Annotated in this window: 17 protein-coding genes; 15 read left to right on the plus strand and 2 right to left on the minus strand. The window is 39.0% G+C overall.

Going from position 1 to position 15,307, the window contains the following annotated elements:
• Positions 1-988 precede the first annotated feature (988 nt).
• The 7 genes from CXF76_RS13555 (at position 989) to CXF76_RS13585 (ending at position 7,066) form a co-directional block, all read left to right on the plus strand.
• Entirely contained in the window at positions 989-1,759 is a 771-nt protein-coding gene (locus tag CXF76_RS13555) for a DUF3450 domain-containing protein (protein WP_024590812.1), read from the plus strand.
• A gap of 6 nt (positions 1,760-1,765) precedes the next feature.
• Complete coding sequence (locus CXF76_RS13560; RefSeq protein ID WP_007583865.1) at positions 1,766-3,130, plus strand: MotA/TolQ/ExbB proton channel family protein; 1,365 nt, start codon at positions 1,766-1,768, stop codon at positions 3,128-3,130.
• The gene (locus tag CXF76_RS13565) at positions 3,130-3,654 is read left to right on the plus strand and encodes a MotA/TolQ/ExbB proton channel family protein (protein WP_002961709.1); all 525 of its coding nucleotides are present in this window, start codon (positions 3,130-3,132) and stop codon (positions 3,652-3,654) included. Before CXF76_RS13560 ends, CXF76_RS13565 begins: the two co-directional genes overlap by 1 nt.
• A 14-nt stretch (positions 3,655-3,668) precedes the next feature.
• Complete coding sequence (locus CXF76_RS13570) at positions 3,669-4,073, plus strand: ExbD/TolR family protein (protein WP_007583867.1); 405 nt, start codon at positions 3,669-3,671, stop codon at positions 4,071-4,073.
• On the plus strand, positions 4,073-4,690 hold the full coding sequence (locus CXF76_RS13575) for an energy transducer TonB (RefSeq protein ID WP_007583869.1): 618 nt from the start codon (positions 4,073-4,075) through the stop codon (positions 4,688-4,690). The genes CXF76_RS13570 and CXF76_RS13575 overlap by 1 nt, the downstream gene beginning before the upstream one ends.
• A gap of 11 nt (positions 4,691-4,701) precedes the next feature.
• Positions 4,702-5,961 (plus strand): tetratricopeptide repeat protein, encoded by a 1,260-nt coding sequence (locus tag CXF76_RS13580; protein ID WP_010553387.1) that lies wholly within the window; start codon positions 4,702-4,704, stop codon positions 5,959-5,961.
• A 61-nt stretch (positions 5,962-6,022) separates the two neighbouring features.
• The gene (locus CXF76_RS13585) at positions 6,023-7,066 is read left to right on the plus strand and encodes a hypothetical protein (protein ID WP_101163954.1); all 1,044 of its coding nucleotides are present in this window, start codon (positions 6,023-6,025) and stop codon (positions 7,064-7,066) included.
• 16 nt (positions 7,067-7,082) lie between these two features.
• On the opposite strand, the gene CXF76_RS13590 is transcribed toward CXF76_RS13585, so the two are convergent.
• Together CXF76_RS13590 and CXF76_RS13595 are read right to left on the minus strand one after the other, a co-directional pair.
• Positions 7,083-7,409, minus strand: a complete 327-nt coding sequence (locus CXF76_RS13590) for a TraR/DksA C4-type zinc finger protein (protein WP_024590816.1) — start codon at positions 7,407-7,409, stop codon at positions 7,083-7,085.
• A 61-nt stretch (positions 7,410-7,470) separates the two neighbouring features.
• Entirely contained in the window at positions 7,471-8,451 is a 981-nt protein-coding gene (locus tag CXF76_RS13595) for a tRNA-dihydrouridine synthase (RefSeq protein ID WP_007583877.1), read from the minus strand.
• A gap of 225 nt (positions 8,452-8,676) precedes the next feature.
• On the opposite strand from CXF76_RS13595, the gene CXF76_RS13600 reads away from it, so the two are divergent.
• From CXF76_RS13600 to recR, 8 genes are all read left to right on the plus strand, one after another.
• Complete coding sequence (locus tag CXF76_RS13600; RefSeq protein ID WP_101163955.1) at positions 8,677-9,150, plus strand: HvfA family oxazolone/thioamide-modified RiPP metallophore; 474 nt, start codon at positions 8,677-8,679, stop codon at positions 9,148-9,150.
• A 67-nt stretch (positions 9,151-9,217) separates the two neighbouring features.
• On the plus strand, positions 9,218-10,075 hold the full coding sequence (locus tag CXF76_RS13605; protein ID WP_101163956.1) for an HvfB family MNIO-type RiPP peptide maturase: 858 nt from the start codon (positions 9,218-9,220) through the stop codon (positions 10,073-10,075).
• A gap of 36 nt (positions 10,076-10,111) precedes the next feature.
• A complete protein-coding gene (locus CXF76_RS13610; RefSeq protein WP_024590819.1) occupies positions 10,112-10,864 on the plus strand; it encodes an HvfC family RiPP maturation protein in 753 nt (250 codons plus the stop codon).
• Positions 10,865-10,936: 72 nt separating this feature from the next.
• Complete coding sequence (locus CXF76_RS20860; RefSeq protein WP_002962301.1) at positions 10,937-11,059, plus strand: hypothetical protein; 123 nt, start codon at positions 10,937-10,939, stop codon at positions 11,057-11,059.
• Positions 11,060-11,229: 170 nt separating this feature from the next.
• Positions 11,230-11,775 carry an adenine phosphoribosyltransferase gene (gene apt / locus CXF76_RS13615; protein ID WP_007584093.1) on the plus strand — a complete coding sequence of 182 codons (546 nt, stop codon included), beginning with the start codon at positions 11,230-11,232 and terminating at the stop codon, positions 11,773-11,775.
• A 3-nt stretch (positions 11,776-11,778) separates the two neighbouring features.
• On the plus strand, positions 11,779-14,304 hold the full coding sequence (dnaX, locus tag CXF76_RS13620) for a DNA polymerase III subunit gamma/tau (protein ID WP_101163957.1): 2,526 nt from the start codon (positions 11,779-11,781) through the stop codon (positions 14,302-14,304).
• Positions 14,305-14,364: 60 nt separating this feature from the next.
• A complete protein-coding gene (locus tag CXF76_RS13625) occupies positions 14,365-14,691 on the plus strand; it encodes a YbaB/EbfC family nucleoid-associated protein (RefSeq protein WP_002962306.1) in 327 nt (108 codons plus the stop codon).
• Positions 14,692-14,698: 7 nt separating this feature from the next.
• On the plus strand, positions 14,699-15,307 hold the full coding sequence (recR, locus tag CXF76_RS13630; RefSeq protein ID WP_008165968.1) for a recombination mediator RecR: 609 nt from the start codon (positions 14,699-14,701) through the stop codon (positions 15,305-15,307).

The following is a 15,307-nucleotide window of genomic DNA, read 5'->3' on the forward strand; positions in this document are numbered from 1 at the left end:
AATTTCATATATTCTTAAATCTTCTATTTTAATACAAACCCAAAATTCAATTATCTGAATAACTTATACAATCGAACCACTTTCTATCGCATTTAAAACATCCCTTACAATTTATCCAACTGATCCGATACTTATATACATAAAAATGATGCCAAATAACAATCTGTGTAAATTTTAGTGTAAGTCTTGCTAGTGCAATCAGGTTGAAGTTTTGTACTTTAACTATAAATGGGCAAGGGAACCTCTATAGGCCTCTGATAGCTTATTATGGAAGCGTTAGGCATCATTTATAGTCCATTATTATTAAAGTTGAGCAACTTTTTGTGATTAACTTTGTTACTAAATAAATTTAACTGTTAAATAGTATTAATGAGCACTCTAAAGCGGTAAATGTAACTCGTCTAATTATCGAAAGCTATTTGGCTATTTCAGGCCTTGCTAAAAGAAACTTATTATTACTATTTATGGGAAACACGTTTTATAAATGGCTTTAGGTATTGCGTGCATAAAGCAAGGTGGGCGGTATTAGAGATTATCCAGTGTTGTTTTTTTGTGCGACAAATGGTTTGTTTTTTCAGATGAAGTGTTATTGGGGAGATAAAATGTGCTGAAATCGTTTAAAAAATAACTTTTGTTATATCTATCTATATTTTTTTTTGTTTTTTTTCAGTGCGAATTCAGCTTTGGCTAAATGTTGCAATAATGTTGTTTTATGTCAGTACAATGCGAATAAATACACCCCTCAAAAGGCTTTAATCGAAATATTAAGCAAAAGCTTGGTTGCAATAATGTTAACAGTTGTGTGCTAGTACTTTTGTTTAAGCATTAACTTAGCTATTTATTTGCAGAGATTAGTAAACATCAAGTTGACAGCGCTAATTGCATTTAGCATTATTGGAAGGTTGATATCTATTAAAAGATATCAGGGTTGTTCTCTTCGGAGGATAATTAAATTATAAAAGTAACATTACTTAATTGGTTGGGAACTATGTCTGTTAAAATCAGAAAGAGTCTTGTAGCAACTGCGTTGGTTGGCGCATTTGCATTTGCAAGCAGCAATGTGATTGCAGATCCTTTGAATGACGTGCAAAAAGCAGGTCAACAAATTCAAAAGGCTGCGGTTAAGTCTCAAACTAAAATTGACAATGTATATGGTCAAACTCAGGAGCTAATCGCTGAGTACCGTAGCGTTGTTGATGAGACTGAACTTATGAAAGTGTATAACGATCACGTGTCGCGCTTGGTTGATAGCCAAAACGCGTCTATTGAATCGTTTGATCGTCAAATCGCTACGATTGATAACACTAAACAAAACGTTGTGCCTTTGATGTATCGCATGATCGATACGCTTGAGCAATTCATCAAAGCGGACGTTCCATTTAATCTAGAGACGCGTTTAGGACGTGTTGAAAGACTACGTGAAATCATGGTTTCTGCGTCTGTAACGACGTCTGAAAAATTCCGTCAAGTACTTGAAGCTTACACTATTGAAACAGCATACAGCTCACTTGTATCTGCTTCACAAGGTACACTAGAAGTTGATGGCAAAAGTATTAACGTTGATATCGGTCAGTTAGGTCGTATTACTTACGTTGCTCAGTCTTTTGACTTGAAACATGCTTGGGTGTGGGATAACAACACTAAACAGTGGAAAGAATTAGGTGAAGAATACCTAAAACCTGTTAAAGAAGTTATTCGTATGGCGCGTAAGCAAGCGACATTAGAACTTGTTAAACTACCTATCTTTGGCGCGGAGTAATCAATAATGAAGAAACTATTTAAAGGTTTTGCTGTTGCCGCAGTACTAACTGTTTCTGCAGGTACCGCGTTAAATGCACATGCAAATACTGGAGCTCTAGATAAAATACTTGAGCAAGTAAAGCAAGAGCGTATCTCTGAAGGTAAAATCGATAAGAAACGTGAACAAGAGTTCTTATCAGATCGTGCTGACAAGCAATCTTTACTTAATAAAGCTAAAAGCCAACTTGCTTCTGAGAAGTCTCGTGGTGAAAGCTTAACTAAGCAATATGCACAAAATGAAAACACGTTAGCTGAAAAAGAAGCAGCTCTTCAAAGTGCTCAAGGTACTTTGGGTGAGATGTTTGGTGTTGTACGTCGTGCAGCTCAAGACGCTATCGGTTCTATCGAAGCATCACTAGTTAGTGCTGAGAAACCTGGCCGTGCTGAAATCTTACGTTCATTAGCTGCTGCTAAAGAACTTCCTACAGTTCGCGAACTTGAAGAACTTTGGATTTCACTTCAAACAGAAATGACTGAATCAGCTAAAGTTTCAACTTTTGAAACTGAAGTTGCTGGTCTTGACGGTAACCCGTCAATGAAGAAAGTAACGCGTATCGGAAACTTTAACTTAGTTACAGACGATGGTTACTTAATTTATTCACCAGAAACTAAGTCTATTCAGCCTCTAGGTAAACAGCCTGATAGCTATATTTTAGACGGTATCACTGATCTTGAAAATACATCACCAGATAACTACGCTGGTGTTTATATCGATCCGACTCGTGGTGCTATCTTACGTATCAACACTCAAAAAGCGACTCTTATGGAATACTTCCATCAAGGTGGCGTAGTTGGTTATATCATTACAGCTTTACTAGCTTTAGGTATGCTAATTACTCTAATTCGCTTTGTTGACCTTACACTTACTACTAGTAAGATTAAGAGCCAGCTTAAAAATGTTGCTACACCGAATACAAATAACCCACTGGGTCGTATTCTTAAAGTGTACCATGACAACAAGAACCAAGATGTTGAAAACCTTGAGCTTAAACTTGATGAAGCGATTCTACGTGAAACGCCACGCATCGAAGCTGGTATCAACATAATTAAGATTCTTGCTGCAATCGCACCATTACTAGGTCTACTAGGTACAGTAATCGGTATGATCTTAACGTTCCAAACAATCACATTGTTCGGTACGGGTGATCCGAAGATCATGGCAGGTAACATCTCTCTAGCACTTGTAACTACAGCGCTAGGTCTAATTGCTGCATTACCACTAATTCTACTTCATGCTCTTGTAGCTGGTCGTAGTAAGTCGGTATTACACATCCTTGATGAGCAAAGCGCGGGTATCGTTGCTACTCACGCGGAGAAGGAGAAAGCCTAATGCTAGTCCTGATGGAGATATGGGAATCTATCAGGGATTTTGTTGGCACAGGCGGCCAGGTTTTATACGTGGTCGCGATAGCACTCTTTCTGATGTGGGTTTTAATGATTGAGCGCTATTGGTTTCTACTTGCAGAGTTTCCTCGCACAGCGAAAGAAATTGTAGCAAAGTGGGATGCCCGCCAAGACACTACGTCTTGGTACGCACACAGAATCCGTGAAGCATGGATTTCTGAAGCGTCTGAAAAATTAGATCAGCGTATGTTGTTGATTAAGACATTAGTAGCTGTTTGTCCTTTAATAGGCTTACTTGGTACTGTTACTGGTATGATCTCGGTTTTTGAAACCATGGCCAACCAGGGTACGGGTAATGCACGCTTAATGGCATCAGGTATTTCAATGGCAACAATCCCAACAATGGCTGGAATGGTTGCGGCACTATCTGGAGTATTTTTTAGCTCACGTCTTGAGACAAAAGCTAAAATGGTGAAAGCCAAACTTATTGATAGTATGCCTCATCACTAGAGAGAGAATTAAATATGGCACGTAAACAACGTTTTCGTGAAGAAGAAGAAGCAGCGGTTGATATGACGCCAATGCTTGACATCGTATTTATCATGCTTATTTTCTTTATCGTAACTACATCGTTCGTTAAAGAGGCTGGTATCGAGGTCAATAAACCAAAAGCTGCCCAAGCTACTAAGCAAAAAAATGCTAACATTTTTATTGCTATTCGTAGTAACGGCGAAATCTGGGTTGATAAACAACAAATTGATGTTGAACGTATTTCAGCAAAAATCGAAAGTTTATTAGCAGAACAACCTACTGAAGTTGTGATTATACAAGCTGATAAAGAAGCTAAACACGGCACAGTGGTTAAAGTTATGGACCAGATTAAAGCGACGGGTGACAACCTTAGAATTTCAATAGCTGGAGATCAGTAATGATTCGTTTTCTGTTTTCACTGATTGCAGGTGGGGCAGTTACTTTCGGCTTGTTCTACTTCATGGCCTTCCTCATCTCTGGTGGGGCTGACCGTAATACGGAACAAAAAGAGCAGATCATAGTCGAAATAATGACGAATCCGCCTGAATCTAAGGTGCAGGAGAGGAAGCGTGTACCGCCTCCTCCTCCACCACCGCCAAAGCAGCCGCCTAAACCGCAGCCGCCACAGCCGGAAAATAATAATCCAAACCCTGGTGCTATGTCATTTAACATGGGTAGCATTGATGTTGGTAGTTCAGCTGGTGGACTAAGTGGTCCTGGTGCATTTGGACGAGATGGTGATGCGACACCTATCGTTCGTATAGAACCAAAATATCCAACGCAAGCAGCACGTGATGGCAAAGAAGGTTGGGTACAACTTTCATTCACAATTGATGAGTTAGGTGGAGTAACTGACGTTGAAGTAATTGACGCAGATCCAAAACGTATCTTTGACCGTGAAGCTAAACGCGCACTGCGTAAGTGGAAGTACCGTCCTAAGATCATTGACGGAAAACCACAGAAACAACCAGGTTTACAAGTTCAATTAGACTTTAAACTTAACCAAGGCAACTAAGGAGGCGAGTAATGAGAAATTTTTCTAAAGTAACTGCTCTTGCGATTCTTATGTCTGTGTCGGGTGCTACTTTAAGTGCATCTGTTTTAGCAGCGCCAGATTACGCAAAGATTGAAGAGCGTAAAAAAGCAAAAACTAAAATCATGGGCGAGCGTACTGGTAAAAAGGTAATTAAAGCATTTGACTTGTACAACGAAGAAAAAGTTGATGAAGCAATTGTTTTGCTTAGAGAGATTGAACCTTCGAATGACTTTGATAAAGCGACCGTAAATCGTTACTTAGGTAGCATGTACGCTCAAAAAGAAAAGTATGACGAAGCGATTAAGTACTCTAAGCAAGCAGTTGCCCCTGATGTTTTAAACTTTGCTGATCAAGAACAAACTCTAAAGCTGTTAGGTGATTTATACGCTGGCACAGAAAAGTATCAAGAAGCCAAAAAAGCTTATGTTACTTGGATGGATTTTACCGGTGAAGAAGATCCTACGGTTTACACGCGTATTGCCCAAGCTAACTATCAGTTAGAGCAATTTCGTGATGTTTTTGAACCAGCAGATAAGGCAATTAAACTTCAAAAAGAACCTAATAAAGGTCCTTACCAATTAAAACTGGGTGCATACTTTGAACTTAAAGATTATGCAAACATGGTTAAGATTGGCGAAGAGATTGTTCGTGTATGGCCTGATGATAAAAAAGCTTGGGTTAGCTTAGGTAAATATTACCTACAAACCGAAGACTATCAAAAAGGTTTAGCAACTATGGAAGTTGCTTACAAGAACGGTTACTTTGAAAATGAAGTTGAGTATAAAGTCTTATCTAACTTTTACTCTCTAAACGAGATCCCTTTTAGAGCAGCTGTAACGCTAGAAAAGGCCGTTAAGAGTGAAAAAGTAAAACGTACAAAGCAGAATGTTAGCGCGATTGCTAGTAACTATCATCGCTCTAAGGATCTAGAAAAAGCTGCTAAGTACTACGAAGAAGCTGCTAAATTTGATGACGACGCTGAACTTTACCGTAAAGCTGGTTCATTACTTTTACAATCTGAAAAATTCAGTGCTGCTGTTGTTCGTTTGAACAAAGCATTAGAGCTTGGCTCTGACAAAAAAGGTACTATTTATTCAGATTTAGCTGAAGCGTATTACTATCAAGGTAAGTATAAGCAAGCATATGCTGCAATTACTAAAGCTATGGATGACCCTCGCACACGTAAGTTTGCAAAAGGTTGGTCTACATATATTAAAGATAAAGCCGCTCGCAACGGTGTTAAAATTTAATTTTAATTAGCTAAAGCAACTTATAAAAAGCCCCTCTGGGGCTTTTTTTATTGGAACTACTATGTATAAAAAGCTCTCTTTTTCATTACTACTGTGCTTATTTTTAGCTGCATGTTCAAAGCAGCCTCAACCTTATGAGTCATTTGAAGACGCACAAGTTGCTTTAAAAACTTTAAACATGGCACTTGTACAACCAGACGCTAAAAAAATCGATAGGATTACTAAAGAGCAATTGGTCTTTTCTTATGCGTATTTAGTTAAACGTCATACTATTTATCAGAACCTAATGGGTATGGAGCTTAATCTCAATCAAATTGCACAAGTAAACTACTTGGTTATTGCAGAGCGCTTTCCTGAGCGCTATTTTAATTGGCCGGCTCAAGTAGACGTATTAAAAAACATGCTTGCTTTTGAGGGTTCAAAAAGTACGCCGGATAATATTATTACTTGGCTTAAGTTAACCCAAGATACGCTAGACAGTGCTAAACAAAGCAATTTAAAGCTGAATAAAATTGAGCTCACACTACTACAAAGCTATGTATTGAGTGCGATAGGTAGTAATGACGTTCAACCAGCGCTTAAGAGTCATATAAGAGCTTTTAGCGATTATTTAGCTAGTTACAAGCCTAGAGGTAGTGTTGGTCTGAGAGGCCTGCCAAATGGGTCACAGTGGTATCAGAGCAAACTAAATTACTTTAGTGGCGAAGTACATTCACCGCTAGAGTGGGTTACTATTTTAAATGAAAATATAAAAGTATTAGATCGTGTTGCATTCGACAGTAAATTGTCTATTTCTCATAAAAAATCGTTTTTAGTGCAGTATCTATCGAATGAAAAATTAATTGAAGGGCTTGATTGGCAGGCTGATTATCAAGACTTACCTGCAATGGCGAGCAATATGAACATGTCTGATAAAGATAAAACATTGATGCTTGCAATGATGGAATCAGATATTGGCATTCATTACCATGCGTGGACTTTGCCACAGGCAAAGGTGAATCTTATGAAACGCTTAGAAATCACCCAAGAAGAGGCTCAATATTTAGTTGAAGATATAATACTCTACCCAGGGCAATCATTTAGCTTTATACAACAAATTATATAATGATTTGAAAGTGCGCTTATTGTGCGCACTTTGTACACCGTTGGGTTGCGGGATCTAGTTCAAGTGATTTGGCTGGTATTTTTTCTTCACAGTCGCAGCAGTAGCCATATTGCCCAATTTCTATTTGGCTGACCGCTGCTTCTAATTTAGTCATGCGACTGATCAAAAACGCATACTCAGGACCTAGCTTCTCTGCTGCACAGTCTAACCATTCATTGTTTGCTGTATTATCTAAAATTTGTATTAAATGCTGATGTGTAGGGTAGGCTGATTTAGAAAGCATAGTTAATATATTTAATTTAATTTGTGCTATTTCATCGTTTAGTCTTTTTTGATGATGCATTATCAGTACAACCTTATTAAATTGGCTTCACGTTATACTGATATTATCTAGAGGCTTTAGGTTAGCCGTTATGATTTGAATCAAGTTGCGGTGCTTTGGCGTATTTATTTAATACGCTTGCCACATCTTCTTTACTTTTTAAACGCCTGATTTCATCAAATAAATCGATCGCTTGCGGGTATTGGCGTTTAAGGTAACCTAGCCATTGCTTTGTACGAGAAGCAAAATACTTTTCATCTTTTGCAGGGTCTTGATGAATAGCAGAGTGGATTAAGTGATAAATAATATGCTCCCATTGAAGGCCATCATATTGTTCATTATTTACATGAGCTTTAATTTTTTTTGCTAAATCAGGGTGCGAAAGGGCGCCACGACCAAGCATCAAATCAGTACATCCACTTCGTTTTTGGCAAAGCATTGCGTCCTCAACTTGCCAAATTTCACCATTGGCAACAACGGCAATATTTTTATCTTTTATTATTGGTGGAATTTTTTCCCAATAAGCTGGCGGGTTATAACCATCACGTTTGGTTCTGGCGTGTATAGCTACACTATTTGCGCCTGCGCTTACCACAGCATCAACAATTTCTTGGCTGTTACTGTCATCATCAAAGCCTAAGCGAATTTTTGCACTTACTTCATGTTTATCATCTACAGCATCTCGGACTGCTTTAATAATCGTATACATGTGGTCAGGATCTTTAAGCAGTACAGCACCCCCTCGACTACGATTAACGGTTTTTGCTGGGCAACCAAAGTTAAGGTCGACCCCATGAGATCCTAAAGCAATTGCTCTTACTGCATTTTCGGCTAACGGATTTGCTTCTTGGCCGAGTAATTGAACACGCACAGGAGTACCTGCTCGCGTAAATCCATTATTATGTAGTTCAGGGCAAAATCGATGAAAAACTTTATCAGGTAAGCATGTTTCAACCACTCTTACAAACTCGGTAACGCACAAATCGAACCCACCAATGTCTGTGAGTAATTGGCGCATTTTAAAATCAACGACACCTTCCATAGGTGCTAAAACAAGTTTCATAAGGTGATTAATTTTGATAAAAAACTGGACGCATAGTTTACCCGTAAATCACACATTGATAAATCTGTAATTACCAACCATATTTAATGTAGAAACCGCAAAAGTAAATATTATGAAAATAAATGAAAGTTTTTATTCTTGTACAGGTCTACTTAAGCATACAAGCAATTTAAAATACATTTTTATTGCTGAGATTTACAATACTTGATTAAAGAGAGTCACAAAATGAATACAGTTAAAAAAAATACAATCGCGTTAACTTTAGGTGCAGTAGTTGTTGGCTCTGCAAGCTTTGTATCTGCAGATGTACAAGCCAACCCATTTGAGTTTCAACAATTAGTGACAGGTTACCAACTAGACGCTAAAGAAGGTAAGTGTGGTGAAGGTAAATGTGGCGGCGATGCTAAAGATGCAAAAGCTAAAACAGAAGGTAAGTGCGGCGAAGGTAAATGTGGCGGCGATGCAAAAGATGCAAAAGCTAAAGCAGAAGGCAAGTGTGGCGAAGGTAAATGTGGCGGCGACGCAAAAGATGCAAAAGCTAAAACAGAAGGCAAGTGTGGTGAAGGTAAATGTGGCGGCGATGCAAAAGATGCAAAAGCTAAAATAGAAGGCAAATGTGGTGAAGGTAAATGCGGCGGCGATGCTAAAAAAACTAAAAAAGAAGGTAAGTGCGGCGAAGGTAAATGTGGCGGTCGTTAATATCTTATTCTAAATAAGTTATGCTAAAAGGGCCTTAAGGCCCTTTTTTGATAAGTTAGAGGTAGTTATGACACAAATCCAGAGTACAGATTTCGGGATGGTGGGCCTTGGCCTACGACGAGAAATGCTTGATGAACTGCTTGAACACGTACCTAATCAAGTAGATTTTTTGGAAGTTGCGCCAGAGAACTGGTTAAAACTAGGTGGACGCTTTAAAAAGCAATTTAGAACATTAACAGATGCAAATAATTTTGTGTGTCATGGATTATCACTGTCTATCGGTTCACCCGAACCACTGGATGTTGAATTTGTTAAATCTTTAAAAGTTTTTTTTGAAGAGCACAATATAAAAATTTTCAGTGAGCACTTAAGTTACTGTTCCGGTACAGGCCATATGTATGACTTAATGCCTATTCCGTTTACACAAGATGCAATAGCACATGTTGTCCCTCGTATTAAACAAGTACAAGACATACTTGAGCAGCAAATTGCGATAGAAAATGTTTCCTATTATGGCGCTCCTGGACAGCAATTATCAGAGCTGGAATTTACAAATACCATTTTAGAGCAAGCAGACTGCAAGCTTTTACTGGATGTGAATAACATTTATGTGAATTCGATTAATCATGGCTATAACGCACAAGCGTTTTTAACAGGGTTACCCTCTAATCGTATCGCCTATGGGCACGTTGCAGGCCATTATAATGAGGCTGATGACTTAATAGTTGATACACATGGTGCTGATGTCATTGATCCTGTGTGGGAGCTACTGGATAAAGCATATGAAGTGCATGGCGTATTTCCAACCTTGCTTGAGCGCGATTTTAATATCCCTACCATGAATATTTTAACCAAAGAGTTAGATATAATTCATGAGCTACAAGCTAAACACATTACTTCAACTGTTTTAAAACAACGAGCTTAATATAAGCCTTTATAAATATTAAAAGAGTGCCTGGTTATGAGCTTTATTGAAATACAAAACGAATTTATGGCGCATATTCGCGAGCCTAAAAAAAATAAAAAGCCCAGCGGTATCGAAGACAGACGTATGTCCATTTATCGCGACCTATTTTTTAATAACATTGAAGGTTTTATATCATCAGGCTTTCCGGTATTAAAAACCTTATATACAGACAAGCAATGGCTGGTTCTTGTACGCCAGTTTTTTAGCGAATATGATTGTCATTCGCCGTACTTTTTAGATATAGCAGGGGAGTTTATTAATTATTTATCAAGTGATTATAAAATAAAAAGATACGATCCCGTGTTTATGCTAGAACTTGCACATTATGAATGGGTAGAGCTAGATGTATCGATTGCACACGAAGATGAGCAAGAGCAAAAATTACAAACAACAGCGCTTACTAGTTCTGCTTTGTATTTATCGAAAACGGCAAGAAATTTAAGTTATCAATTTCCGGTTCAAAATATTAGCAATCGCTTTAAACCAAAAGAGCCATCACCTCAGCCTAATTATTTTGTTGTATATAGAGATGAAGATGATGACGTTCAATTTCTGGCTACGAATGCGATGACGGCTTTGTTACTATCAATTATTGAGGCAAGTGATGGAGCGACATTTGACGACGTTTGCCAACAGGTATTCGCTCATGCACCACAGTTTAATGCAGATCAAATTGCTCAAGGCGCATTAGTTACCCTCAATGCAATGGTTGAACGCGGTGTAATTGTGACAAAAAATCAAGATTAAGGTCTTTATTGATGATTTTACATCGTCTATTATGGCAGCCTTATTTGTCGTGCTTAATAAAAGGTTGTACTAATGTCAGATGATAAAGACTTTAAAGATCCGTTCAACGCTACTTATTTTCTTGCTTTCTTAGCTGTATTTGCAGGGATTGGTTGTTTAAATGCAATATTAGGCTGGATCACTAGCTTAACTTAAAATGCATAGCGTTTATTAAGGCTGTTGCTTACTTCAGCCTTGAACCACTTTATTTTAATTACCCCCCCATAGTTAATACTTCTTTTATAGTAACGCCAAACTCGCAATTAAAGGTTAGTTAAGGTTATAATCACCTGCTTTGTAATATAAACAATTGAGCAGTTAAAATTATGACTCAAGTAACACCAGCAATTATCAAAAACAGCATAACTACAATTGCTGATTATCCAAAGCCGGGCATCATGTTTCGCGATGTAACCACTTTAATGGCAAATCCAGAAGCCTTTAAAGCAACTATTGACGCGTTTATCGCAGAATATAAAGATCAGGGTTTTACTAAAATAATTGGCACAGAATCACGTGGCTTTATTTTTGGTGCGCCACTGTCTTACGCATTAGGCATTCCGTTTATTCCAGTTCGTAAACCAGGTAAGTTACCACGCGAAGTTATTCGTCAAGATTACTTACTTGAGTACGGTGAAGACACGCTAGAGCTGCATGTTGATGCAATTGTACCTGGCGATAAAGTATTATTAGTTGATGACTTATTAGCAACTGGCGGCACAATTGAAGCCACAGCTAAATTAGTTCATAAACTAGGTGGCGAAGCCACAGATGCTGCATTTGTTGTATCACTACCAGAACTAGGTGGCGAGCAGCGCATCAAAAAAATGGGTATTAAAATCCTAAAATTGGTTGAATTCGAAGGCGAGTAATCGATGAGTTATCAGGTTCTAGCGAGAAAATGGCGTCCTCAAACCTTTCATGAATTGGTTGGGCAGTCTCATGTTAAGCAAGCGCTTGTAAATGCGCTTACACAAAATAGACTGCATCACGCTTATTTATTCACTGGAACCCGCGGTGTAGGTAAAACTACTATTGCGCGTATTTTTGCTAAAAGCTTAAATTGCGACGAAGGTATATCTGCAAATCCGTGTGGCCAATGTAGCAGCTGTTTAGATATAGAAGCAGGGCGCTACATTGACTTACTCGAAATAGATGCGGCTTCTCGTACAAAAGTAGAAGACACCCGCGAAATACTCGATAACGTTCAATATGCACCAACACGTGGACGTTATAAAGTATACCTAATCGATGAAGTTCACATGCTTTCTAAGCACAGCTTTAATGCGCTTTTGAAAACGCTTGAAGAGCCACCAGAGCATGTGAAATTTTTATTGGCGACGACCGATCCTCAAAAACTACCAGTTACTATTTTATCTCGCTGTTTGCAATTTAACTTAAATGCGTTATCGCAAAGTGAAATTAAAACACAGCTTGAACACGTACTTACTCAAGAGCAGCTTAGCTTTGATACCGACGCACTTAGCATTATTTCAAAAGCCGCTGATGGCAGTATGCGTGATGCGCTTAGCTTAACCGACCAAGCTATTGCGCAAACAAATGGTGACATTAATAATCAAGCAGTACAAACTATGCTTGGTTTAATGGATACTCATTATAGCCAAAGCTTGCTTGCAGCATTACTTGCACAAGATGGCGCTGCGCTAATGGATGAGATTGCGCAGGTGGCAAGTCGTAATCCTAATTATGTGGCATTACTTGATGATTTAATTGCACTTACGCATTTGACCCAACTAACCCAGTTAGTGCCAGAAGCGGCAGGGCTAGATGAAAAAAATGTAGATTATATTGCTCATGTTGCACAACATACGAGCCCACAACAAATTCAAATTTATTATCAGTTACTGTTAAATGGTAAAAAAGATTTACAATGGGCACCAGAGCCTCGCTTAGGTTTTGAAATGATAATGCTAAGATTATTAGCATTTAAGCCTACAGACGCTCAACAAACTGTACACACAGTAAACGAAGAGCCGGCCCCAAATAAACAAGGCCGCGCAAATGCACTGCGAGATATATTAAATAAAAATAAAACATCGCAAAACACTGTAGCTAGCCAAAGTAGTGTCCCCGTAAATAATACTAAGCCAGTTAGCAATACAGAGCAGCCTAAATCCCTTGAGATAGAGCCTTTACCAAATGTTGCTGCTCAGACATCGAATAATGACGTCGTACAAAGTAATAATGCGCCTGCCCAAGTTGCAGTAGAGCAACCGGTTCAACAAAGTGAAAACGCTTTTGAACAACAGGCCTCAGCTAATGAACAACCACAAACCAATGTTGTTTCGGATGCTCAAGCCCAGCGCCAAAGTGAAGATGAAGCTTACATGCAACATAGTGATGCTGAGCAAACGTTAGCTTCGCAGTTTGACGATATAATGAGTAGCGCTGTAGATCAGGGTTTTAAACCTGCACCTACTGCAAACTCAGAGTCTTCACCAGAGCCCTTAGCAAATCACAATTCAAGTACGCCAATAGCTGAACAAGAAGCGCAGGCGCAATCTGCCATTGCTCGTATTTTACGTGACAGAAACATATCGGGTGCGGGTAGGTTATCAGGCAAGAGTACAAGTACATCTGCAAATAATGTAGCAGTGCAGCCAAGCCAAGCGCCTGCTAAAAAGCCAGAACAGCATCCAAGAATGCCTCAAGCCCAAAGTGTTCATCAAGGTAGTGCAGATACAAGTGCAAGTGAGCTTAATAGCCCTTCAAGTACTGGGTCTGGCGATATCCCTCCTTGGGCAACTGATAGCGAAGGTGAGAGTGAAAAAAAGCATGAGCTCCCAGTAACAGGGGGCCAAACCCAGGCACATAATCACTCCAACATAAAGCCAGCTAGTAAGATTGATTTTAAAGCAAAGCACCAAACAATTACTGAAAATCTTGCGCCAGAATTACTTGAGCAAATAAACCCTCAAAAAGCGCCTGAAATAGTGCCAGAGGAAGTAAGTATTCCTGCCCCTGATGATTTTCAAAGCCCAATTAGTGAAATTAGATTTGCACATCAACAAGATGAATGGGCTTATTTAATTAAACGTATGGGGCTGGGTGGTCGTATGCGCCAATTTGCATTGCATTCAATATTTACCAAGCAAGGCAACAGTTTACATATAGACGTTGATGAATCACAAAAGCATTTAGATACACCGATGCTTCGCCAAAGATTAGATGCCGCATTGTCGAGTATTTATGAGCATAACGTGTCGTTAAGTATTAATTTTGCTAAGGGAGTTATTGACTCTCCTTATCTTATTCAGCAAAAAATTGATGCAGGTCGTCATCAACAAGCAATCGATGTGATCACATCTGATGAAAACATAGTACAATTTCAGCAAATATTTAGCGCCGAAATTGACGAAAACAGTATTCAGGCATTGTAATTACTTACAATCGCCCTTATGTTCATGTTAATTAATGTATTAAAAGAAAGAGAGAAAGTTATGTTTAAAGGTGGAATGGGCAACATGATGAAGCAAGCGCAGCAAATGCAAGATCGCATGCAAAAAGCCCAAGACGAAATCGCAACATTAGAAGTTGTTGGCGAAGCCGGTGCCGGTTTAGTTAAAGTAACCATGCTTGGTAACCACAATGTACGTCGTGTTCAGCTTGATGAAAGCCTTATGGAAGACGACAAAGACATGATTGAAGACTTACTTGCAGCAGCATGTAACGATGCTGTACGCCGTGTTGCAGAAGAAACACAAGAGCGCATGGGTAAAGTAACTGGCGGTATGCAATTACCACCAGGTATGAAAATGCCGTTTTAAGTAAATAATGCAACTTTCAGATAGTTTAAATCAGCTTATAGAAGCACTGCGCTGTCAACCGGGCATTGGTCCAAAGTCAGCGCAACGTATTGCTTTTCACTTGCTTGAGCGCGACCGAAAAGGAGGCACTCAGCTGGGCAATGCATTGACTAAAGCAATGACAGCCATAGGGCATTGTCAGTCTTGTCGTACTTTTTGCGAACAAGCTCAGTGCGATATTTGTTTAAGTACAAAACGCCAAGACAGCGGCATATTATGTGTTGTTGAATCGCCTACTGATGTGCTTGCCATTGAGCAAACAGGTCAGTATTTAGGGCTATACTTTGTTTTAATGGGTCATTTATCGCCAATTGACGGTATCGGCCCTAAAGAAATTGGCTTAGACGTTTTAGAGCAAAAACTTGCTCAAGGCGGTATTAATGAGGTTATTTTAGCGACTAACCCTACCGTTGAAGGCGATACTACGGCTCATTATATTGCTCAGCTTTGTCATAAATATAAAGTAGGTGCTTCGCGTATCGCTCACGGTATTCCTGTGGGGGGCGAGCTTGATTTAGTAGATGGTAGAACGCTTATGCATGCTTTTAGCGGCAGGCGTTTAGTTACACAAGACTAA

It is taken from the genome of Pseudoalteromonas sp. 78C3 (assembly GCF_002836695.1).
GTDB classification, from domain to species: domain Bacteria; phylum Pseudomonadota; class Gammaproteobacteria; order Enterobacterales; family Alteromonadaceae; genus Pseudoalteromonas; species Pseudoalteromonas arctica.